This is a genomic window from Stutzerimonas sp. Brlt_14 (assembly GCF_051948915.1).
Classification (GTDB): domain Bacteria; phylum Pseudomonadota; class Gammaproteobacteria; order Pseudomonadales; family Pseudomonadaceae; genus Stutzerimonas; species Stutzerimonas stutzeri.
The window spans coordinates 227,450-247,937 of record NZ_JAYJLM010000001.1 but is presented as its reverse complement, the minus strand read 5'-3'; the positions used below and the strand labels follow the sequence as shown (position 1 = coordinate 247,937).

Genomic DNA, 20,488 nt, shown 5'->3' with positions numbered 1-20,488 from the left:
TTGAGGTGTCGCCAGCCGTGTCAACTCCCTTTCTCGAAGCTGTAGCGCTCGCCTGCGAGCGGGATTGGCGGCTGTTATTCGACAAGCTCGATCTCCGTCTCGAGCGCGGCGAGATGCTGCAGATATCGGGCCCCAACGGCAGCGGCAAGACCAGCCTGCTACGCCTGCTTTCCGGTTTGATGCAGCCGACCTCCGGCGAGGTGCGGCTCCAGGGGCAGCCGCTGGATGCCCAGCGTGGCGAATTGGCGCGCAACCTGTTGTGGATCGGTCATGCAGCCGGAATCAAGGGGCTGCTGACTGCGGAAGAAAATCTCACCTGGCTCTGCGCTCTGCATCAACCCGCGGGCCGCGACGCGATCTGGCAAGCCCTTGCCGAGGTAGGACTGCGGGGCTTCGAAGACGTCCCCTGTCACACCCTGTCCGCCGGTCAGCAGCGTCGCGTCGGCCTGGCACGGTTGTATCTCTCGCCGCCGCCTTTGTGGATCCTCGATGAACCCTTCACCGCGCTCGACAAGCATGGCGTGGCGCAGTTGGAACGGCATCTGGCAGCCCATTGCGAGCAGGGCGGGCTGGTCGTGCTGACCACCCACCACAGCCTGACGGAGAAGCCCATCGGCTATCGTGAGCTGGATCTGGGGCAGCGGGCCGCATGAGCAGCGTCTTCACTCTCCTACTGGCGCGCGAGACTCGCCTGTTGTTCCGCCGCCCAGCCGAACTGGCCAACCCGCTGGTCTTCTTCGCCATCGTCATCGCGCTGTTTCCTCTGGCGGTCGGGCCGGAAACGCAATTGCTGCAGACGATTTCGCCGGGACTGGTATGGGTTGCCGCCCTGCTTGCGGTTCTGCTTTCGCTGGATGGCCTGTTCCGCAGCGATTTCGAGGATGGTTCCCTGGAGCAGTGGGTCGTTTCGCCGCACCCGCTCGCGCTTCTGGTGCTCGCCAAGGTGCTGGCACACTGGGCATTTTCCGGCTTGGCGTTGGTCTTGCTGGCGCCCCTGCTGGGGTTGATGCTCGGCCTCCCGATGGGGACCATCCCGGTGTTGCTGGTATCGCTGCTGCTGGGAACGCCGATCCTCAGCCTGCTCGGTGCGGTCGGTGCGGCGCTTACGGTTGGGCTCAAGCGCGGCGGTTTGCTGCTGGCGCTGCTGATCCTGCCGCTCTACATCCCGGTACTGATCCTTGGCAGTGGTGCACTGCAGGCGGCGCTGCAAGGCCTGCCGGCGGTCGGACACCTGCTCTGGCTGGCCAGCCTGACCGCGTTGGCCGTTACTCTTGCACCCTTTGCGATAGCTGCCGGGCTGAAGATCAGCGTCGGCGAATAGCGATACCAGATGGCCGGCATGTGCCGGTCGATGTAACGAATTTCGAGGCCTGATCCATCAGGGCCTCGCTGGACGACGAGTCATCCGATGAACTGGACATGGTTTCACAAGCTGGGCTCACCGAAGTGGTTCTACGAGATCAGCGGGCGTTGGTTGCCCTGGCTGGCCTGGGCAGCCGTGTTGCTGGTCAGCGTCGGCGTGGTCTGGGGCCTGGCGTTCGCTCCCGAGGACTACCAGCAGGGCAACAGCTTCCGGATCATCTACATTCATGTCCCCGCCGCATTCCTGGCCCAGTCCATCTACGTGATGCTCGCCGTCGCCGGCGTGGTGGGACTGGTCTGGAAGATGAAGCTGGCTGACGTTGCGCTGCAGCAGGCGGCGCCGATCGGCGCGTGGATGACTTTCATCGCACTGCTCACCGGCGCGGTCTGGGGCAAACCGACCTGGGGCGCCTGGTGGGTGTGGGACGCGCGGCTGACCTCGATGCTGATCCTACTGTTCCTGTACTTCGGCATCATTGCGCTGGGCCAGGCAATCAGTAACCGTGACAGCGCGGCCAAGGCCTGTGCGGTGCTGGCGATCGTCGGCGTAGTGAATATCCCGATCATCAAGTACTCGGTGGAGTGGTGGAACACGCTGCACCAGCCAGCGACCTTCAAGGTGACCGAGAAACCGGCCATGCCGATGGAGATGTGGCTGCCGCTGCTGGTGATGGTGATCGGCTTCTATTGCTTCTTCACCGCGGTGCTGCTGATGCGCATGCGCTTGGAAGTGCTGCGCCGCGAGTCGCGTGCAAGCTGGGTGAAGGACGAGGTCAAGGCTCTGGTGGGAAATAACTCGTGAACTTTTCATCCTTCGCCGATTTCATCGCCATGGGCAATCATGGCGTGTACGTCTGGACCGCATACGGCATCAGCCTGGCGGTGCTGATTCTCAACGTTGCGCTGCCCGTACTGGCGCGTCGGCGTTACCTGCAAGATGAGGCGCGTCGTTTGCGCCGGGAGGAGTCGAAGTGAATCCGGTGCGCAAGAAGCGTCTTTTCATCGTCCTGGCGATTCTCGCCGGTGTCGGTATCGCCGTGGCGCTGGCGTTGTCCGCCCTGCAGCAGAACATCAACCTGTTCTACACGCCGTCCCAGATCGCTGCCGGCGAAGCGCCGGAGGGCACCCGAATCCGCGCAGGCGGGCTGGTGGAAGAGGGTTCGGTCAAGCGCACCAACGATTCGCTCAGCGTCGCTTTCCGTGTCACCGATGGCGCCCAGGCGATCACCATCACCTATCAAGGCATCCTCCCGGATCTGTTCCGTGAAGGGCAGGGTATCGTCGCACTGGGCCGGGTCAACGCCGACGGCGTGCTGGTCGCCGACGAGGTCCTGGCCAAGCACGATGAGAACTACATGCCGCCGGAAGTGACCCAGGCGCTGGAGAAGAGCGGCATGATGAAGCATTACGAGGGCGGCAAGCAGGAGTACGCGAAATGATTCCGGAGCTCGGCCATCTGGCAATGATTCTGGCCCTGTGCCTGGCCGTGGTCCAGGCCACGCTGCCGCTGATCGGTGCCTGGCGCGGTGACCGGCAATGGATGGGCCTGGCGCAGCCGGCGGCCTGGGGGCAGTTCGCGTTTCTCGGTTTCTCCTTTGCCTGCCTGACCTACGCCTTCATGGTCGACGATTTCTCCGTCGCCTATGTGGCGCACAACTCCAACAGCGCCTTGCCCTGGTACTACAAGTTCAGTGCCGTGTGGGGTGCCCACGAAGGTTCGCTGCTGCTGTGGGCCTTCATTCTCGCCGGCTGGACCTTCGCGGTGGCGATCTTCTCCCGGCAGCTGCCGGAAGACATGTTGGCGCGCGTGCTCGGTGTGATGGGCCTGATCAGTATCGGTTTCCTGCTGTTCCTGATCGTCACCTCCAACCCGTTCGAGCGGTTGCTGCCGCAGGTGCCGATGGATGGCCGGGATCTCAACCCGCTACTGCAGGACTTCGGTCTGATCGTGCATCCCCCGATGCTCTACATGGGGTACGTCGGCTTCTCGGTTGCCTTCGCCTTCGCTATCGCCGCGCTGCTCGGCGGGCGTCTGGATGCCGCCTGGGCGCGCTGGTCCCGTCCATGGACGCTGGTGGCCTGGGCGTTCCTCGGTCTGGGCATCGCGCTGGGTTCCTGGTGGGCCTATTACGAGCTCGGCTGGGGTGGCTGGTGGTTCTGGGACCCGGTGGAAAATGCCTCGTTCATGCCCTGGCTGGTCGGTACCGCGTTGATCCACTCGCTGGCCGTCACGGAGAAACGCGGCGTCTTCAAGAGCTGGACGGTGCTGCTGGCGATCGCGGCCTTCTCGTTGAGCCTGCTCGGCACCTTCCTCGTCCGCTCCGGTGTACTCACTTCCGTTCACGCCTTCGCTACCGATCCCGAGCGCGGCGTGTTCATCCTGGTGTTCCTGCTGATGGTGGTCGGTGGCTCGCTGACCCTGTTCGCCCTGCGCGCGCCGGTGGTCAAGAGTCAGGTCGGCTTCGGCCTCTGGTCGCGCGAAACCCTGCTGCTGGTCAATAACCTGCTGCTCGTCGTGGCGACCGCGATGATCCTGCTGGGTACGCTGTATCCGCTGCTGCTGGATGCCCTGTCTGGCGCCAAGCTGTCGGTCGGGCCGCCGTACTTCAACGCCATGTTCGTGCCGTTGATGGCCGCGCTGATGCTTACGCTGGGTGTCGGGATCATGGTGCGCTGGAAGGACACGCCGGTGAAGTGGTTGCTCGGCATGCTCACGCCGGTGCTGATTACCAGCGTGGTACTCGGCGGGCTCGGCTCGCTGCTGTTCGGTGACTTCAACTGGGCCGTGCTCGCGGTATCCCTGCTGGCGGCATGGGTGGTCATCGCCAGCGTCCGCGATCTGCTCGACAAGACCCGCCACAAGGGCCTGTTGAAGGGGGCACGGAGCCTTGCACCGAGTTATTGGGGCATGCACCTGGCGCACCTGGGCCTCGCTGTCTGTGCGATCGGTGTGGTGTTGACCAGCCATCAGAGCTCCGAGCGTGACCTGCGCCTGGCGCCGGGCGAGTCGCTGTCGCTGGGTGGTTACGAGTTCGTCTTCGAGGGGGCGGTGCACCACGAGGGGCCGAACTTCACCTCGGACAAGGCCACCATCCGGGTTTTCGACGGTGACAAGCAGATCGCCACCCTGCATCCGGAGAAGCGCCTGTACACCGTGCAGCAGATGCCGATGACCGAGGCGGGCATCGACGCCGGCTTCACTCGCGACCTCTATGTGGCCCTCGGCGAGCCGCTGGGCGACGGTGCCTGGGCAGTGCGCGTGCATATCAAGCCGTTCGTGCGCTGGATCTGGTTGGGTGCGCTGATGATGGGCCTGGGCGGTGCCCTGGCCGCCAGTGATCGTCGTTATCGTGTCAAGGTAAAGACCCGCGTGCGCGAAGCATTGGGTATGGCGGCGCAAGGAGCCTGATGTGAAAAGACTGCTGATGTTGCTGCCACTGGCGATTTTTCTGGTGGTGGCAGTGTTCCTCTACCGGGGGCTTTTTCTCGATCCGTCCGAGCTGCCTTCGGCGCTGATCGGCAAGCCGCTGCCCGCGTTCTCGCTGCCCTCGGTGGAAGATGAGCAGCGCCTGATCACCGACGCAGATCTCAAGGGCAAACCCGCACTGGTCAACGTGTGGGCAACCTGGTGTGTCGCCTGCAAGGTCGAACACCCGGTACTCAATCGCCTGGCCGCGCAGGGCGTGGTCATCCATGGCGTCAACTACAAGGATGACAACGCAGCGGCGCAGAAATGGCTGAAGGAATTTCACGATCCTTACCAGCTGAACATTCGTGACGAGCGCGGCAGCCTGGGCCTGGACTTGGGCGTATACGGCGCGCCCGAGACCTTCTTGGTCGACAAGCAGGGCGTCATCCGTCACAAGTTCGTCGGCGTGATCGATGATCGTGTCTGGCGCGAGCAGCTCGCAGCGCTCTATCAGGAGTTGGTGGACGAATGAAACGATTGATCCACGCTGCGCTGCTGGGGCTGTTCCTGGTTTCCACGGCCCAGGCAGCGATCGACACCTACGAGTTTCGCGATGAGGCCGAACGCGAGCGCTACCGGACGTTGACCGAAGAGCTGCGTTGTCCGAAGTGCCAGAACCAGAACATCGCCGATTCCAACGCGCCCATCGCGATGGATCTGCGCCAGGAAATCTTCCGCATGCTGGAGGAGGGGCAGAGCAACGACCAGATCGTCGATTACCTGGTGGACCGTTATGGCGACTTCGTTCGTTACAACCCGCCGGTGAATGCGAAGACCCTGCTGCTCTGGTACGGCCCGGCGGGCCTGCTGGTGCTGGGCTTCGGTGTGCTGGCCGTGATCCTGGTACGTCGCCGCCGCGTCGAGAAGGCGCCTGCATCGAACACCCTTTCCGAGACCGAGCGCGAGCGTCTCGCCAAGCTGCTGGATAAAAAAGACTCATGACCGATTTCTGGATAGCCGCCAGCGCTCTGCTGCTGGTGGCGCTGGCCTTCCTGCTGCTCCCCATCCTGCGTGGTCGTCGCGCCCAGGCCGAAGAAGACCGTACGGCGCTCAACGTTGCGCTCTACGAGGAGCGCCTGGCTGAACTCACCGCCCAGCACGCGGCGGGAACACTGAGCGATGCCCAACTCGAGGCGGGGCGCGCGGACGCGGCACGCGAGTTGTTGGAAGACACTGAAAACAGCGACAGCCCCAAAATCGCCAAGTTGGGTCGTAGCGTGCCGCTTATCGCAGCCGTGCTGGTGCCCCTGGTGGGCTATGGGCTGTACATGCACTGGGGTGCCAGCGACAAGGTGCAGATGGCTCGTCAGTTCTCGGAACAGCCACGCACCGTCGAGGAAATGACGGCTCATCTTGAGCAGGCCGTGAAGGAGCAGCCCGATTCGGCCGAAGCCTGGTACTTCCTCGGGCGCACCTACATGAATCAGGAGCGCCCGGCCGATGCGGCCAAGGCATTCGCGCGCGTGGTAGAGCTTGCCGGACGCCAGCCCGAACTGCTTGGCCAGTGGGCTCAGGCGCAATACTTCGCCGGCGATCGGCAGTGGTCCGAACAGCTGCAGGCGCTTACCGATGAGGCGCTGCAGGCCGATCCGCAGGAACTGACCAGTCTCGGCCTGCTCGGCATCGCGGCATACGAGGAAGGTCGCTATCAGGATGCCGTGCGCTTCTGGGAGCAGCTGGTGGCTGCGTTGCCCGAGAACGATCCTTCTCGCGAAGCCATCCGCGGCGGCATCGAACGCGCCAGGCAGCAGGTCGATGGCGGCTCCGGCAACGCTGCAGCAGGCGAGGCGCCGGCTGCGGCGAGCACGCAGGCCGCTGCGCTGCAAATCCAGGTGCAGCTGGATCCGAAGGTGGCGGAAACGGTATCGCCCGAGGACAGTGTTTTCGTTTTTGCCCGGGCAGTGAACGGACCGCCGGTTCCGCTGGCGGCCAAGCGCCTGACCGTCGGTGATCTTCCGGCGACCGTCACCCTGAGCGACGCCGATGCGATGGTGCCGTCCCTCAAGATCTCCAGCGTCGAGCAGGTGACGGTGATGGCGCGGGTTTCTCGTACGGGTGACGCAACAAAGGGTGAGTGGATGGGTCAAAGCGAGGCGCTCGAGACTCGCGGTGATAAAAACGCCGTGCGGTTGACGATCGATCGCGCCGAGGCGCCCTGATCCCAGTAGAGGTGGAGATGAACCTGAAGCCAACAGCGAACCCGTTTGCTCCCGCGCGGATTGTTCTGCGGGCCGCGCTGATTGGTCTGACGCTGTTGCTCGGCGCCTGTGCTGGGAACCCGTACGATTCCGCACCGCAGGCACCGGCACCTGCACCGGTTCCGCGGGCACCGGAGCCCTCCGGTCCGGTCATCGCGCCACCGCCTATCAAGGCGCCACCGGCACCCAGGGCTCCAGCCACGCAGAGAAGCCATCCGCGCTACGCGCCGCCGCCGCACGTGGCGGCTCATTGGGACAATCGCCTGGGTGTCTATGTGGTGGAGGGGCGCGAGCTGTACTATCGCGAGCGCCTTTACTATCGCTGGGATGGCGACTGGTTCTGCGCGGCGCGCCCGGATGGCCCTTGGGAACCGGTTGCACCGCCCAGCGTGCCTCCGGGGTTGCGCGAACGCTACTGAGCTGCACGCCGAGGCAGTCTTTTTGCCGTTCGGTCTAAAGGCTGAGCGTCGATTGCCGATAAGGATTCAGCACCGTTGCTTTGCAACGTATCCGCTGGCTCGGCAAGACCGCCGCATCGGGCTCAGGCCCCGGAGTCGAACATGAATGCTTCCGTCAAGCGCCTAGAAGAAACCGGCACCGCACTGCGCGACGCGCTGACGCAGCAGGATTGGTCGGCCATCGGCATGCTCGACCGCGAGTGCCGCAGCGCTGTCGATGAGGCGATGCGCGAACATCAGCGTGATGATGGAGCTGTCCGGCAACGTTTGCAGGAGCTGCTCGATCTCTATCGCGAACTGGTCATGACCTGCCAGATCGAACAGGCCAGGGTGGCAGGCGAACTGCGTCAGCTCAATCAGTCGCAGCAGGGCGCCAAGGTCTACCAGCTGTTCGGTTGAATGCCGAACGCAACATGCTTGTGTGCACCGTTCCCGACCGTCCTCGGCTCACCATGGGCCAGTCACGACCTCTCGCTTTTTATCATTACAAAGTATGTGGCATTATGTCGCCAGTGCCGCACTGGCGGTCATCTGTTTGACGCGTACTGCTTGGTAAATCCCTATCTTGTCCACGATCTTGCGCGCAACTGACCGGTTGAGCTGCTGGGCGTTTCACAACACTCTGATTTTCGGCTCGTTCTTTGGTCGTTAATTCACGCCATAAATTTGACTCAGTTCATTTTTTCATTAATCTACGTTTCATCTGCCATGAAGTGTGATCGCCTTTATTTCCATGGATGCGAGCGCAGGCTTTCTTTCAGCCTCTAAAGAGCCCTATAAACAAGATGTGGCGTGAAACCAAGATTTTGTTGATAGATGATGATCGTGACCGTCGGCGGGATTTGACGGTCATTCTGAATTTTCTCAGTGAGGATCATCTGGCTTGCTCCAGCAGTGAATGGCAGGACGCTGTCGCCGGCCTCGAGTCCAGTCGAGTCGTGAATGGCGTCATGCTGGGGGATGTGACCACCAGGGGTGGCGCCATCGAGCTGATCAAGCAGATGAGCAAATGGGATGAGAACGTCCCGTTGATGCTGATTGGCGAGCCGGCACCGGCCGACTGGCCCGAGGAGATTCGACGCCGGGTCCTCACCAGCCTGGAAATGCCGCCCAGCTACAACAAGCTGCTCGACTCGCTGCACCGCGCGCAGATCTACCGTGAAATGTACGAGTCCAAGACGCGCGGCCGGCAGCGCGAACCCAATCTTTTCCGCAGCCTGGTTGGCACCAGCCGAGCGGTGCAGCATGTCCGTCAGATGATGGAGCAGGTCGCTGATACGGAGGCCAGCGTGCTGATCCTCGGCGAATCCGGTACCGGCAAGGAGGTGGTCGCGCGTAACCTGCACTACCATTCCAAGCGGCGCCAGGGGCCGTTCGTTCCAGTCAATTGCGGTGCTATCCCGGCAGAATTGCTGGAAAGCGAACTGTTCGGACACGAAAAAGGCGCCTTTACCGGCGCGATCACCGCGCGGGCAGGGCGCTTCGAGCTGGCCGAGGGCGGTACGCTGTTCCTCGACGAAATCGGCGACATGCCGTTACCCATGCAGGTCAAGCTTCTTCGTGTACTGCAGGAGCGCACATTCGAGCGCGTCGGCAGCAACCGCACGCAGAATGCCGATGTTCGGATCATTGCCGCGACCCACAAGGATCTGGAAAAGATGATCGAAGAGGGGACCTTCCGTGAGGACCTCTACTATCGCCTGAACGTCTTCCCGATCGAAATGGCGCCGCTGCGCGAGCGTGTGGAAGACATCCCACTGCTGATGAACGAGCTGATCTCGCGCATGGAGCACGAGAAGCGCGGCTCCATCAGGTTCAACTCGGCTGCCATCATGTCGCTCTGCCGGCACGACTGGCCAGGTAACGTTCGCGAATTGGCCAACCTCGTCGAACGCATGGCGATCATGCATCCTTATGGTGTGATCGGTGTAATGGAGCTGCCGAAGAAGTTCCGGCACGTTGATGATGACGACGAGCAGTACGCAACCAGTCTGCATGACGAGATGGAAGAGCGTGCCGCCATCAGCGCGCCGATGGTGGTGCCTGAGGCGCAGGCCATGCTCCCTGTCGAGGGGCTGGACCTGAAGGAGTACCTCGGCAACCTTGAGCAGGGGCTGATCCATCAGGCGCTCGAAGACGCCGGTGGTGTGGTTGCCCGTGCCGCGGAGCGGCTGCGCATCCGGCGGACCACGCTGGTGGAGAAAATGCGCAAATATGGAATGAACCGCCGCGACGACGAACTGGGCGAGTAGTATTCGTGCATGACAAAGGCCACCTTCGGGTGGCCTTTTGCGTTTCTGGGACGCATCAGCGGATGACGCCGCCGGGCATGAACCTTGCTGGTTTCACTTGACCGACCATCTTTTGACAGGCGCAGTGAATCAGTGAATTTCGTCACCAGGCCGTCCATAGCGTCCTTTGAGCCCACCGATGCGGTCGACCTCAAAGGCTCGCTCGAACGTTTTCGAGAGCTTGCCGGACAGCTGGGCGAGTCCGAGGGGCTTTTGCAGGCACACGTCGCTGAGCTCCGGGACCAGCTCGCCGAGGCGGGGGCGCAGCGTCGCCACGAGCTCGAGGAGAAGGAGCGGCTCGCTCAACGACTGCGAAACGTGCTTGACCTGCTTCCGGGCGGCGTGATCGTCATCGATGGCCAAGGGGTGGTGCGCGACGCCAATCCTGTGGCCTTGGAGCTTCTGGGTGAGCCCCTGGTGGGTGTCAACTGGCGCGACGTCATCGTCCGCAGTTTCGCCCCGCGCAAGGATGATGGCCATGAGATTTCCCTGCGCAACGGACGCCGTCTGTCGATCGCCACTCGTTCTCTCAGCGGCGAGCCCGGCCAGTTGGTGCTGTTGACCGACCTTACCGAAACCCGGCGTCTGCAGGATCAGTTGGCGCGCCATGAGCGCTTGTCGTCCCTGGGGCGAATGGTGGCATCGCTAGCCCATCAGATTCGCACACCGCTTTCCACCGCGCTGCTGTATGCAAGCCACCTCGAGCAAGGTGGCTTGAGCGAGCAACAGCAGCAACGTTTCGCCGGCAGTCTGAAAGCGCGCCTGCACGAGCTGGAGCACCAGGTTCGCGACATGCTGGTGTTCGCCCGGGGCGATCTGCCGCTGAACGACCGCGTGACCCCGGCCGAGCTGCTGTCCGCTCTTCGCGCGGCGGCGGAGCCGAAACTGGGAGATGTCGCTGTGCGCTGGCAGAACGATGCGCAAGGCGGCGAGCTTCTTTGCAACCGCGACACACTGGTCGGCGCACTGCTCAACCTTGTCCAGAACGCCTTGCAGGCCTGCAGTGGCGCATGTCGTTTGAAGATTCATCTGTATCGGCGTGATGCCACGCTGCACCTGTGCATCAGCGATAACGGCCGCGGCATAGAGGCTGGCATCCTGGGGCGGTTGGGCGAGCCGTTCTTCACTACCCGGGACAATGGAACCGGCCTCGGGCTTGCGGTCGCGAAGGCTGTCGCCCGTGCCCATCAAGGCGAGCTGCGCCTGCGTTCCCGGCCAGGTCGCGGCACTTGCGTCATCGTTGCGTTGCCGTTGATTCCTATCGTTCAGAAGGTCGTGTGAGCTGATGGCTGCGAAAGTACTGCTGGTCGAAGATGATCCATCCCTGCGAGAAGCACTGGGTATCACGCTCGAACTGGGCGGCTATGCACATCGAGCCGTCGACTGCGGCGAAGCCGCACTCATCGCACTGGAGCAGGAGCCCTTTGGTCTGGTCATCAGCGACGTGAACATGCCGGGTATGGATGGCCATGAGCTGCTCGCCTCGATTCGCAAACGTTATCCGCAGATTCCGGTGCTGCTGATGACGGCCTTTGGCGCCGTGGCGAAGGCGGTGGACGCGATGCGTCAGGGGGCGGTCGATTACCTCGTCAAGCCCTTCGAGCCCGGCACGCTGCTCGAACTGCTGGGTCGCCACGTCAACGGCGCCCTCGGTCCGCTGGAGGCACAGGGTCCGGTCGCCTGCGAGCCGTCCAGCCAGCGGCTTCTGGATCTTGCTGCGCGCGTGGCGCAAAGCGACTCGACGGTGCTCATCTCCGGCGAATCGGGTACCGGCAAGGAAGTGCTGGCACGTTATATCCACCAGCGCTCGCCGCGTGGCGCAAAGCCGTTCATCGCCATCAACTGCGCCGCTATTCCGGACAACATGCTGGAGGCGACGCTGTTCGGCCACGAAAAGGGCGCCTTCACCGGGGCCATCGCCAGTCAGCCTGGCAAGTTCGAGCAGGCCGATGGCGGTACGCTGCTGCTCGACGAGATTTCCGAGATGCCGCTCGCGCTGCAGGCCAAGCTGTTGCGGGTGCTGCAGGAGCGCGAGGTGGAGCGGGTCGGCGGGCGAAGGTCGATTGCCCTGGATATCCGGGTGCTTGCGACCACCAACCGCGATCTGGCCGCTGAGGTGGCCGCCGGGCGCTTCCGCGAAGACCTGTTCTATCGATTGTCCGTTTTTCCCCTGGCCTGGCCGCCGCTGCGCGAGCGTCCGGCCGATATCCTGCCGCTGGCCGAGCGCCTGCTGGCGGGCCATGCCCGAAAGATGCGACAGGTACCGGCTCGGTTGTCGTCGGCCGCGCTACGCTGCCTGCTCGAACACGGCTGGCCGGGTAACGTGCGTGAACTGGACAATGCCATTCAGCGTGCGCTGATCCTTCAGCAGGGTGGTGTCATTCAGCCCGAAGATCTCTGCCTGCTCGGCTCTGCTGGTGCTGTCGGTGCGCCGCTTGCCAGTAATCCAGCGTCACTGCCTAGCGAGGCCTCTGCCGCTGATGGCGAAGTCGGTTCCGCCTTGGGTGATGATCTGCGGCGGCGCGAATTCCAGTTGATCATCGACACGCTGCGCGCCGAACGCGGGCGTCGCAAGGAGACCGCCGACCGGCTGGGCATCAGTGCGCGAACCTTGCGCTACAAGCTGGCACAGATGCGCGACGCCGGGGTCGATGTGGAAGCTTTGCTATACGCCAGCTGAGCCGGGGTCGCAATGGCTCTGCTAAGCTGCGGCTTTCATGCAGCGGAGGCGCGCAGGTGCACCAGAACTTCTGGCAAGAACGTTGGGCTCGCAACGAAATCGGTTTTCACCTCGAAGACGTCCATCCCGGCTTGCGCCGTCACTGGCCGCGGCTGGCTTTGCCCGAGGATGCAGCTGTGCTGGTGCCGCTGTGTGGCAAGAGCCTGGACCTGGCCTGGCTCGCAGGGCAGGGCCATCGCGTACTGGGGGTGGAGCTGAGCCAGAAAGCTGTCGAGGCGTTTTTCGCCGAGCAAGGTCTGGAGGCGGAGATTTCGCAGGTCGGCGCATTCAAAGTCTATCGATCCGGCAGGCTTGAGATCCGTTGTGGCGATTTCTTTGCGCTGGCGGCGCAAGACGTTGCCGACTGCCGGGGCGTTTACGATCGCGCCGCGCTGATTGCGCTGCCGCCGGCGATGCGCCAGCGCTACGCCGCGTTGCTGACGAACATTCTGCCGGCCGGCTGCCAGCAATTGCTGGTTACGCTCGATTACGACCAGGCGGAAATGGATGGCCCGCCGTTCGCTGTCAGCCAGGCGGAAGTGAGCACGTTGTACGACGACGCGTGGGACGTGCAGCAGCTGGAGGCCAAGGAAGTGCTGGAGCGCAATCCGAAGATGCGTGAGCGTGGGCTGCAGCGCCTGCAAGAACAGTTTTACCGGCTGCAACGGCGGGATTGACCGCCGTTGCCGCTCGCTGTGCTCAGCTGTCCGCCTGGAGTCTGCGGATAAAGGTGTCGGCCTCATCGATGGCGCGCTGCATGTCCGCCATCAACTGGTCGACATTGCCTTGCAGCGTGCGGTACTCGCCATGCAGGGCGCTGATCGCGCGGGCATTGAGGTTGTGCTTGAGAAACAGCACCTGATCGCGCAGTACGCTGAGCACTGGCTCGATGCGTTGTTCGGCTGCCTTCATGCGTTGCAGCAGCGTCCGGTATTCGGCGCGGGTACGGCTCAGCTCCTTCGCGCTGGCAGCCTTCAGGCTGGCATTGCTGTACTGCTTCAGTTCGCTCTCCCATTCCTTGAAAAGCGCATTGGCGACGTCTTCCACCGCGTCGATGCGGGCCCGCACATCCCGGGCGCTGGCGACGCTCGCCTCGTACTGTCGGTTCAGTGCGTCATAGCGCTTCTCCAGGTCGCCGCCCTTGACCTCGACCACGCTGCGATAGCGCTCCAACGCATCCTTGAACTGCTCCTTGGCGGCTTGCTGCGAGTCGCGTGCGTCCTCCACCCGGTCGACCAGGATGTCACGCTTGTGGATGCCGGCTTTTTCCATTGCGGAGTAATAGGCACTCTGGCAGCCAGCGAGGGCGAGCAGGGCGCAGCAGACGAAGATGAGGCGACGCATGGCGATTCCTTCTATGCGGAGTTGAATCTGCATAGACAAACGAAAAGGGCGACTTGCGTCGCCCCGGTACCACTCGGTCGATCTCAGCCACGCTGACGCAGGGCTTCGATGCGATCCTCCAGAGAGGGATGGGTCATGAACAGGCCGGCCATGCCGTGCTTGAGCGAGCCGTTGATGCCGAACGCCTTGAGCGAATCGGGCATGTGCACCGGTAGGCCCTGTTCGGCCCGCAGACGCTGCAGGGCGCCGATCATGGCGCCGGTGCCGGCCAGTTGCGCGCCGGCTTCGTCGGCGCGGTATTCACGCTTGCGCGAGAACCACATGACGATGATGCTGGCAAGGATGCCCAGTACCAGTTCGGCGAAGATCGTCGCGACGAAGTAGCCGATGCCATGGCCGTCCTCGTTCTTGAGGATCGCCTTGTCGACGAAGTTGCCGAAGATTCGTGCGAAGAACATGACGAAGGTGTTCACAACGCCCTGGATCAGCGCCAGGGTGACCATGTCGCCATTGGCCACGTGGCCGATTTCATGCGCCAGCACCGCGCGCACTTCATCCGGGGAGAAACGTTCGAGCAGGCCCTGGCTGACGGCTACCAGCGCGTCGTTGCGATTCCATCCGGTGGCGAAGGCGTTGGCCTCGTAGGCCGGGAAGATACCGACCTCGGGCATCTTGATACCGGCTTCGCGCGACAGTTGCTCGACGGTCTGCAGCAGCCACTGCTCATGGCGGGTGCGCGGCTGGCTGATGATCTCCGTGCGTGTGCTCATCTTCGCCATCCACTTGGAGATGAACAGCGAAATCAGCGATCCCGCAAAGCCGAACACCGCACAGAAGACCAGCAGGCTGCCATAGTTCTGGCCGGTGTAGCGATCGACCCCGAGCAGCTTCAGGGTGATGCTGGCGATGACCAGGACCGCAAGGTTGGTGGCCAGGAACAAGAAAATGCGCATCATGTTGCGGCAGACTCCAGGGTAGGATTTGAAGAACGATAGGCTATATAAGGTGCGCCCTTGAGCTATTCAACCGAGCGACTATTTCAAGCTATGTCGCTTGTGCGCCAAGGCTGGAGTGCAGCGGCGAGCCGGTGTCGTTTTCGAACAGCAAGCGGGCAAGATGGGCGATGCGCTCGCTGTGACCGCTTTTCAGTGCGTCGCGAAGCTGATGGGCGAGACTGGCCTGGATGCGCAGTACGCTGGGAGGCAGGCTGCGGTCGCCCGCCAGGTATCCGGGGACGGCGCGGGTCAGGCGAATGAAACCCTTCTCGGTCAGCACGGCCTGGTCCAGTGCGAGGAACTGGATGGTGCTCTCGAAGCGCAGATAGCCTTCGTCGGCCAGCCAGAGCAGGGCGCCCAGGCAGCTCTGGTGGCGTTTGGAGGGCAGGCCGAACTCGTCCGGCTCTTCCCGGCCTATCAGGTCTTCCACATACAGCGCGATCTTCCGTGGAAACGCCTGATACAACGCGAGCAGACCGCCCGCGGCGTCCTTGTAGAAGTCGTCTATCTGCAGATCCATTCGGTTACTGCTGGTAGGTCTTGAGGAAGTTGCCGATGCGTCCGATCGCCTGCTCCAGGTCATCCACGCGCGGCAGGGTAACCACCCGGAAGTGATCCGGCCACGGCCAGTTGAATGCCGTGCCCTGGACAATCAGCAGTTTCTCGGAAAGCAGCAGGTCGAGCACGAACTTCTCGTCGTTGTGAATCGGGCAGATCTTCGGATCGATGCGCGGGAACGCATACAGCGCGCCCATGGGCTTGACGCAGCTGATGCCGGGAATGTCGTTGAGCAGCTCCCAGGTGCGGTTGCGCTGCTCGAGCAGCCGACCCGGCGGCAGGACCAGGTCATTGATGCTCTGATAGCCGCCCAGTGCCGTCTGAATCGCATGCTGCGACGGTACGTTGGCGCACAGGCGCATGTTGGCAAGGATATCCAGGCCTTCGATATAACTCTGGGCCTTGTGTTTGGGGCCGGAGATGGCCACCCAGCCGGAGCGGAAGCCGGCGACACGATAGGACTTGGACAAGCCGTTGAAGGTCAGGCAGAGCACGTCCGGCGCCAGCGAGGCGGTGGAGATATGCACCGCGCCGTCATAGAGAATCTTGTCGTAGATCTCGTCGGAGAACAGCACCAGCTTGTGCTGGCGAGCCAGCTCCACCATGCCTTCCAGGACTTCCTTCGGATAGACCGCGCCGGTGGGGTTGTTCGGGTTGATCAGGACCAGCGCCTTGGTGTTTGGCGTGATCTTGGCCTTGATGTCGGCCAGGTCCGGCCACCAGTTGGCCTGTTCGTCGCAGAGGTAATGCACCGGCTTGCCGCCGGCCAGGCTCACGGCGGCCGTCCAGAGCGGGTAGTCCGGAGCGGGGATCAGCACTTCGTCGCCGTTGTTGAGCAACGCCTGCATGGACATCACGATCAGCTCGGACACGCCGTTGCCGAGATAGATGTCCTCGATGCCGATGCCTTCCACCTGCTTTTGCTGGTAGTACTGCATGATCGCCTTGCGGGCGCTGAACAGGCCTTTCGAGTCGCTGTAGCCCTGGGCAGTCGGCAGGTTGCGGATCACGTCCTGGAGAATTTCCTCCGGTGCTTCGAAACCGAACGGCGCCGGGTTGCCGATGTTCAGCTTGAGGATGCGATGGCCTTCCTCTTCCAGGCGTTTGGCGTGCTTGAGCACTGGCCCACGGATGTCGTAACAGACATTGGCGAGCTTGTTCGATTTGCTGACCTGCATGATCCTGAGTGTCCCGAAGTGAAAACGTGCCAGTTCCGGAAATGGCTGGTCACGTTTGGCATGAACCCGGGCGCCTTGGCAGTCGGAAACCCCGCTGCCAGACTAGGCGTCGAAGAGGGAGGCATGATACGTGCGGCCCGACCACCGGAAAAGGTACAGATCGGCCTTTTTTATATAGCGTGCTGTTGCGCTTCGTGTGCGTTTCAAACAACCGGTGCGCCATGTCGTGGCCATGGGACGAAACGCGAACAGACCCCGAGGAGGCTACCGATGGACAAGCTGGAAAAACCGCTCGACGCCTGGCGCGAGGAGCTGTCCGATGAGCAGTTCCAGATCTGCCGGCTCGGCGCCACCGAGCGCCCCTTCACCGGCAAGTACAACGACACCCGGACGCCGGGCGTCTACCATTGCGTCTGCTGTGATGCGCCACTGTTCGATGCCGATGCCAAGTTCGACTCCGGCTGTGGCTGGCCCAGCTATTTCCAGCCGGTAAGCGATACGGCCATCGCCAGCCTGGATGACTTCAGTCATGGCATGCACCGGATCGAGGTCAGGTGCGCTCGCTGCGACGCCCACCTGGGGCATGTGTTCCCCGATGGCCCTAAACCGACCGGTCTGCGCTATTGCATCAATTCGGCCTCGCTCGACTTGAAGCCCCGCGAAGTCTGAGCCGCAAGGAACCAGCATGCGCGATCCTCTGTTAGATATTCCCTGCGTCACCATCGACGGCGAGCACAAGACGCTCGCCGATTTCGATGCCAAGGTGCTGCTCGTGGTGAACACCGCCAGCCAATGTGGTTTCACGCCCCAGTACAAGGGATTGGAGGAGCTCTGGCAGCGCTACGGCGAGCGTGGCCTGGTCGTGCTCGGTTTTCCGTGCAACCAGTTCGGCGGACAGGAGCCGGATAGCGAGGCGCAGATCGCCACCTTCTGCGAGCGCCGGTTCGGCGTGTCCTTCCCGTTGTTCGCCAAGGTCGAGGTCAATGGCGGCGACGCCCATCCGCTGTTCATCGAGCTGAAGAAGCGCGCGCCCGGCCTGCTGGGCAGCAAGGCGATCAAGTGGAATTTCACCAAGTTCCTCATCTCCGATCAGGGGCGCACGGTGCGGCGCTATTCCTCGCGTACCGCGCCGCAGGCGCTGGCGGCGGATATCGAGGCGCTGCTCTGAACCACGAGCGGCGCGGGATCGATAGCTTTTGCAGGCGTTGATGTCTGGTCCGGCTTCGGCCGGACTTTTTCTGTTTTGGAGTCAATCATGGATGTCGAGTTGAAAGCCTTCCTGCAGCGTGCCGAAGGCCTGTTGGCGCGTATCGAGCCGTTGCTGCCCGCGCAGCCGCCCGTTATTGATTGGGAGCATACGCTGGCGGCGCGCTGGCAGCGTGACGGCCGAAGCGGCTATCTGGCGCCGCTCGAGGTCAATCTCGATCTGCGTCTGGACGACTTGATCGGCATCGACCGACAGCGTGATCTGCTGGCTGCCAATACCCAGCAGTTCGTCGATGGCCTGCCCGCCAATCACGTCTTGCTCTGGGGCGCCCGTGGTACTGGAAAATCGTCGCTGATTCGCGCTCTGTTGGCCGAGTACGCCGGCCGTGGGCTGCGCCTGATCGAGATCGAGCGCGACCATCTGGCGGATCTGCCGCGCGTGGTGGAGCTGCTTTCAGGGCAGCGTCAGGCCTTCGTGCTGTTCTGCGACGACCTGTCCTTCGAGGCCGGCGAGGGTGACTACCGGGTCCTCAAGAGCGTGCTCGACGGTTCCCTGGAGCGTGCGCCGGAGAACGTGCTGCTGTATGCCACGTCGAACCGCCGTCACCTGGTGCCGGAGCGCCAGAGCGACAACGAGAACTGGCAGATGGTGGACGGCGAGCTGCATCCGAACGAGGCGGTGGAGGACAAGATTGCCTTGTCCGATCGTTTCGGCCTCTGGCTGTCGTTCTATCCCTTCAGCCAGCAGCACTACCTCAGTGTGGTGCGCCACTGGATCGATTCGCTAGCAGGCAAGGCGCGCCTGCAATGGGATTGGGACGAAGCGCTGGAAAAGGACGCGATTCGCTGGGCCACCGGACGCGGCAATCGCAATGGACGCTGCGCGTATCAGTACGCCCGTCAGTGGGTGGGCGCGCGTTTGCTCGACGCGCGGCGCTAACTGACGTTGGTAGCTTGTCGAGCCCGCCGCAGCTGTTGCGGCGGGCCCGATGCCGGCCGACCCTAGACGGTAGCGGCCTTGCCCATCTCCTGCAGCTTGGCATTCATGCGTTGCTCGCCCGGCAGCAGGCTTTCGATGGCGGGACGCGCCAGCATGCGCGCATGGTGTGCAGCCAGCCCCGGCCAGCGCTGGGCATCGAGCTGTTCGCCGCCGTGGCTCATGTTGATCAGCTGACAGGTCACGGCGATGTCCGCCATGGATAACCGGGCGCAGACGAAGAAATCGTTGTCGCCGAGCTGCTGCTCGAGGTAGTCGAAATGAGGCGGCAGCTTCTGCTGCATCGCTGTCTGCACCGCCTCTTCGTTGCACGGCTGGCCGGAGGTCGGCTTGAGAATTCGGTTGCGAAACACGGTGAAGGTGGTCAACGGCGCCAGCTCGTAATCCGCGTATTTCTCGAGCCAGCGCACCTGGCCGCGCGCTTGGGCGCTGTCGCCGTACAGGGTTGGCGTGGCGGGATAGGCTTCTTCGAGGTACTGGCAGATCACGCTGGAGTCGGCGAGGGTGCAGTCACCATCCTTGAGCGCGGGAATACGTCCCAGCGGGTTGATGGCGTAGTACCAGTCTGGCGGGGTGAAGGGCATCACCGTTTCAAGCTGATAGTCGAGTCCCTTTTCCTGCAGGCACAGCCGTACCTTGCGGACGAAGGGGGAGAGGGGCACGCCGTACAGGGTCACAGACATCATCGTCCTCCGCGGTGGATTCGTTCTTGTTATGAGCTGTCGCCGGTGATGCGATCAGTAGACGTTGTTCTTCTTCCAGAGGTCTTCGTCGTCGAATGCCTTCATGCCTTCGGCCAGCTCGCTCGACTCGTCGGCCTTGGGCACCTCGTTCTTCAGCACCAGTGCGTTGGCATGCTCCAGCAGGGCCTCCAGCTGTTTCAGTTGAGCCTGGTAAGGCGCCGGTGCCGGCTGCCGTCGAATGTGCTGGACGCCTCGTTCGAAGGCCAGGCGTGCACGCTGCGGCTGGTTCTGCTGCAACGCCTGCTTGCCCAGGTTGGTGAAGAACTCGATGTGCAGGATGGCCAGCATCCGCTGGATATCCTGTACCCAGCGCTTGGCCTCGGCTTGTTCCAGGAGGCCTTCCTTGGTGGCGCGCACGATCTGGGCGTGGAGATCCTCGAGCATGAAGCGGCTCTCCTTGGCCTGGGCCTCGGTGAGGATCTGCCGGGGCGGATTGCGCACTTCGATCGCCTCACCCTTCGCTACGTCTGCGCGCAATGTCTGAAGGCGGGCCGCCAGTTTGTCGTTGCCCTTGTCCAGCGGCTGCAGGCGCTCGCTGAGCGCCAGCTCGAGGCGGGTGAGCAACAGCTTCAGGGCCGGGGTCATCATCTGCCCGGGCAGGCCGTCAGAAAGATCGGCGCAGCGGCGGCAGCGGTCGGTCAGCTCGGCGCGCTTGCGGGCCTTTTCCAGATTGCCTTTTTCGACGATCTGTATGGAGTAGACGATGATGACCAGAACGAGCAAACCGGCCAGGATCAATCCCGTGATCATTAGTGGGGACACTTGACTACCTCTCGAGCCGCTGGCTTTTCGTCTGAGTGTAGTGGCTTGATGATGTGGCCGATAGCTCCAGCTGCCGCACGGTGATGCTGCGAAAATTTTTTTAAAACTATGCTTGACGACCTTTGGAGGCCTCCATAGAATGCGCGCCACTTGCAGCGTGAAGCGCCAAACAGAGCGCTGCAAGCCGGAAGTAAGCTGTAGTTTCCGG

The 20,488-nt window shown here is 62.8% G+C and carries 24 protein-coding genes; 18 read left to right on the top strand and 6 right to left on the bottom strand.

The annotated features are described in order from the left end of the window. Positions 1-17 precede the first annotated feature (17 nt). The 15 genes from ccmA (at position 18) to VF716_RS01100 (ending at position 13,174) form a co-directional block, all read left to right on the top strand. On the top strand, positions 18-653 hold the full coding sequence (gene ccmA, locus VF716_RS01170) for a cytochrome c biogenesis heme-transporting ATPase CcmA (RefSeq protein WP_011913667.1): 636 nt from the start codon (positions 18-20) through the stop codon (positions 651-653). Then, the gene (gene ccmB / locus VF716_RS01165; RefSeq protein WP_053528099.1) at positions 650-1,321 is read left to right on the top strand and encodes a heme exporter protein CcmB; all 672 of its coding nucleotides are present in this window, start codon (positions 650-652) and stop codon (positions 1,319-1,321) included. The genes ccmA and ccmB overlap by 4 nt, the downstream gene beginning before the upstream one ends. Before the next feature lie 87 nt (positions 1,322-1,408). Next, positions 1,409-2,164 carry a heme ABC transporter permease gene (locus tag VF716_RS01160; RefSeq protein ID WP_053528098.1) on the top strand — a complete coding sequence of 252 codons (756 nt, stop codon included), beginning with the start codon at positions 1,409-1,411 and terminating at the stop codon, positions 2,162-2,164. Beyond that, the gene (ccmD, locus tag VF716_RS01155; protein WP_011913664.1) at positions 2,161-2,337 is read left to right on the top strand and encodes a heme exporter protein CcmD; all 177 of its coding nucleotides are present in this window, start codon (positions 2,161-2,163) and stop codon (positions 2,335-2,337) included. The genes VF716_RS01160 and ccmD overlap by 4 nt, the downstream gene beginning before the upstream one ends. Beyond that, positions 2,334-2,801, top strand: a complete 468-nt coding sequence (gene ccmE / locus VF716_RS01150) for a cytochrome c maturation protein CcmE (RefSeq protein WP_011913663.1) — start codon at positions 2,334-2,336, stop codon at positions 2,799-2,801. Before ccmD ends, ccmE begins: the two co-directional genes overlap by 4 nt. Beyond that, positions 2,798-4,771 carry a heme lyase CcmF/NrfE family subunit gene (locus VF716_RS01145; RefSeq protein WP_011913662.1) on the top strand — a complete coding sequence of 658 codons (1,974 nt, stop codon included), beginning with the start codon at positions 2,798-2,800 and terminating at the stop codon, positions 4,769-4,771. Before ccmE ends, VF716_RS01145 begins: the two co-directional genes overlap by 4 nt. Before the next feature lies 1 nt (position 4,772). After that, positions 4,773-5,303 (top strand): DsbE family thiol:disulfide interchange protein, encoded by a 531-nt coding sequence (locus tag VF716_RS01140; RefSeq protein WP_014597050.1) that lies wholly within the window; start codon positions 4,773-4,775, stop codon positions 5,301-5,303. Continuing rightward, positions 5,300-5,773 carry a cytochrome c-type biogenesis protein gene (locus VF716_RS01135; protein WP_011913660.1) on the top strand — a complete coding sequence of 158 codons (474 nt, stop codon included), beginning with the start codon at positions 5,300-5,302 and terminating at the stop codon, positions 5,771-5,773. The genes VF716_RS01140 and VF716_RS01135 overlap by 4 nt, the downstream gene beginning before the upstream one ends. Then, positions 5,770-6,990 carry a c-type cytochrome biogenesis protein CcmI gene (gene ccmI, locus VF716_RS01130; RefSeq protein WP_011913659.1) on the top strand — a complete coding sequence of 407 codons (1,221 nt, stop codon included), beginning with the start codon at positions 5,770-5,772 and terminating at the stop codon, positions 6,988-6,990. Before VF716_RS01135 ends, ccmI begins: the two co-directional genes overlap by 4 nt. A 17-nt stretch (positions 6,991-7,007) precedes the next feature. Next, a complete protein-coding gene (locus tag VF716_RS01125) occupies positions 7,008-7,448 on the top strand; it encodes a hypothetical protein (protein WP_011913658.1) in 441 nt (146 codons plus the stop codon). 141 nt (positions 7,449-7,589) lie between these two features. Next, entirely contained in the window at positions 7,590-7,886 is a 297-nt protein-coding gene (gene fliT / locus VF716_RS01120) for a flagellar protein FliT (RefSeq protein ID WP_011913657.1), read from the top strand. Between the two features lie 386 nt (positions 7,887-8,272). Further along, positions 8,273-9,739, top strand: coding sequence for a sigma-54 dependent transcriptional regulator (locus tag VF716_RS01115; RefSeq protein ID WP_014597048.1), 1,467 nt, complete (start codon positions 8,273-8,275; stop codon positions 9,737-9,739). 132 nt (positions 9,740-9,871) lie between these two features. Beyond that, entirely contained in the window at positions 9,872-11,059 is a 1,188-nt protein-coding gene (locus VF716_RS01110; protein ID WP_125853888.1) for a sensor histidine kinase, read from the top strand. 4 nt (positions 11,060-11,063) lie between these two features. Next, complete coding sequence (locus VF716_RS01105; protein WP_125883395.1) at positions 11,064-12,458, top strand: sigma-54-dependent transcriptional regulator; 1,395 nt, start codon at positions 11,064-11,066, stop codon at positions 12,456-12,458. 56 nt (positions 12,459-12,514) lie between these two features. After that, a complete protein-coding gene (locus VF716_RS01100; protein WP_095460398.1) occupies positions 12,515-13,174 on the top strand; it encodes a thiopurine S-methyltransferase in 660 nt (219 codons plus the stop codon). 22 nt (positions 13,175-13,196) lie between these two features. Here VF716_RS01100 and VF716_RS01095 read toward each other — a convergent pair whose 3' ends face one another. The 4 genes from VF716_RS01095 to VF716_RS01080 form a co-directional block, all read right to left on the bottom strand. Beyond that, complete coding sequence (locus VF716_RS01095; RefSeq protein ID WP_017243993.1) at positions 13,197-13,841, bottom strand: DUF2959 domain-containing protein; 645 nt, start codon at positions 13,839-13,841, stop codon at positions 13,197-13,199. A gap of 83 nt (positions 13,842-13,924) precedes the next feature. Further along, entirely contained in the window at positions 13,925-14,797 is an 873-nt protein-coding gene (gene htpX, locus VF716_RS01090; RefSeq protein WP_014597043.1) for a protease HtpX, read from the bottom strand. A gap of 88 nt (positions 14,798-14,885) precedes the next feature. Next, the gene (locus VF716_RS01085; protein ID WP_011913650.1) at positions 14,886-15,356 is read right to left on the bottom strand and encodes a hypothetical protein; all 471 of its coding nucleotides are present in this window, start codon (positions 15,354-15,356) and stop codon (positions 14,886-14,888) included. A gap of 4 nt (positions 15,357-15,360) precedes the next feature. Then, positions 15,361-16,572 carry a pyridoxal phosphate-dependent aminotransferase gene (locus VF716_RS01080; protein ID WP_011913649.1) on the bottom strand — a complete coding sequence of 404 codons (1,212 nt, stop codon included), beginning with the start codon at positions 16,570-16,572 and terminating at the stop codon, positions 15,361-15,363. A gap of 270 nt (positions 16,573-16,842) precedes the next feature. On the opposite strand from VF716_RS01080, the gene msrB reads away from it, so the two are divergent. The 3 genes from msrB to VF716_RS01065 all read left to right on the top strand — a co-directional run bounded on the left by msrB (position 16,843) and on the right by VF716_RS01065 (position 18,718). Beyond that, a complete protein-coding gene (msrB, locus tag VF716_RS01075) occupies positions 16,843-17,241 on the top strand; it encodes a peptide-methionine (R)-S-oxide reductase MsrB (protein WP_014597041.1) in 399 nt (132 codons plus the stop codon). A gap of 16 nt (positions 17,242-17,257) precedes the next feature. After that, the gene (locus VF716_RS01070) at positions 17,258-17,740 is read left to right on the top strand and encodes a glutathione peroxidase (RefSeq protein WP_019406805.1); all 483 of its coding nucleotides are present in this window, start codon (positions 17,258-17,260) and stop codon (positions 17,738-17,740) included. An 87-nt stretch (positions 17,741-17,827) separates the two neighbouring features. Then, a complete protein-coding gene (locus VF716_RS01065) occupies positions 17,828-18,718 on the top strand; it encodes an ATP-binding protein (RefSeq protein ID WP_011913646.1) in 891 nt (296 codons plus the stop codon). Between the two features lie 62 nt (positions 18,719-18,780). Here the strand turns inward: VF716_RS01065 and VF716_RS01060 are convergent, their stop codons facing one another. Further along, positions 18,781-19,458: a glutathione S-transferase family protein gene (locus VF716_RS01060; protein WP_041771776.1), complete on the bottom strand. Its 678-nt coding sequence runs from the start codon at positions 19,456-19,458 to the stop codon at positions 18,781-18,783. 54 nt (positions 19,459-19,512) lie between these two features. After that, entirely contained in the window at positions 19,513-20,280 is a 768-nt protein-coding gene (locus VF716_RS01055; protein WP_017243998.1) for a hypothetical protein, read from the bottom strand. Positions 20,281-20,488 lie beyond the last annotated feature (208 nt).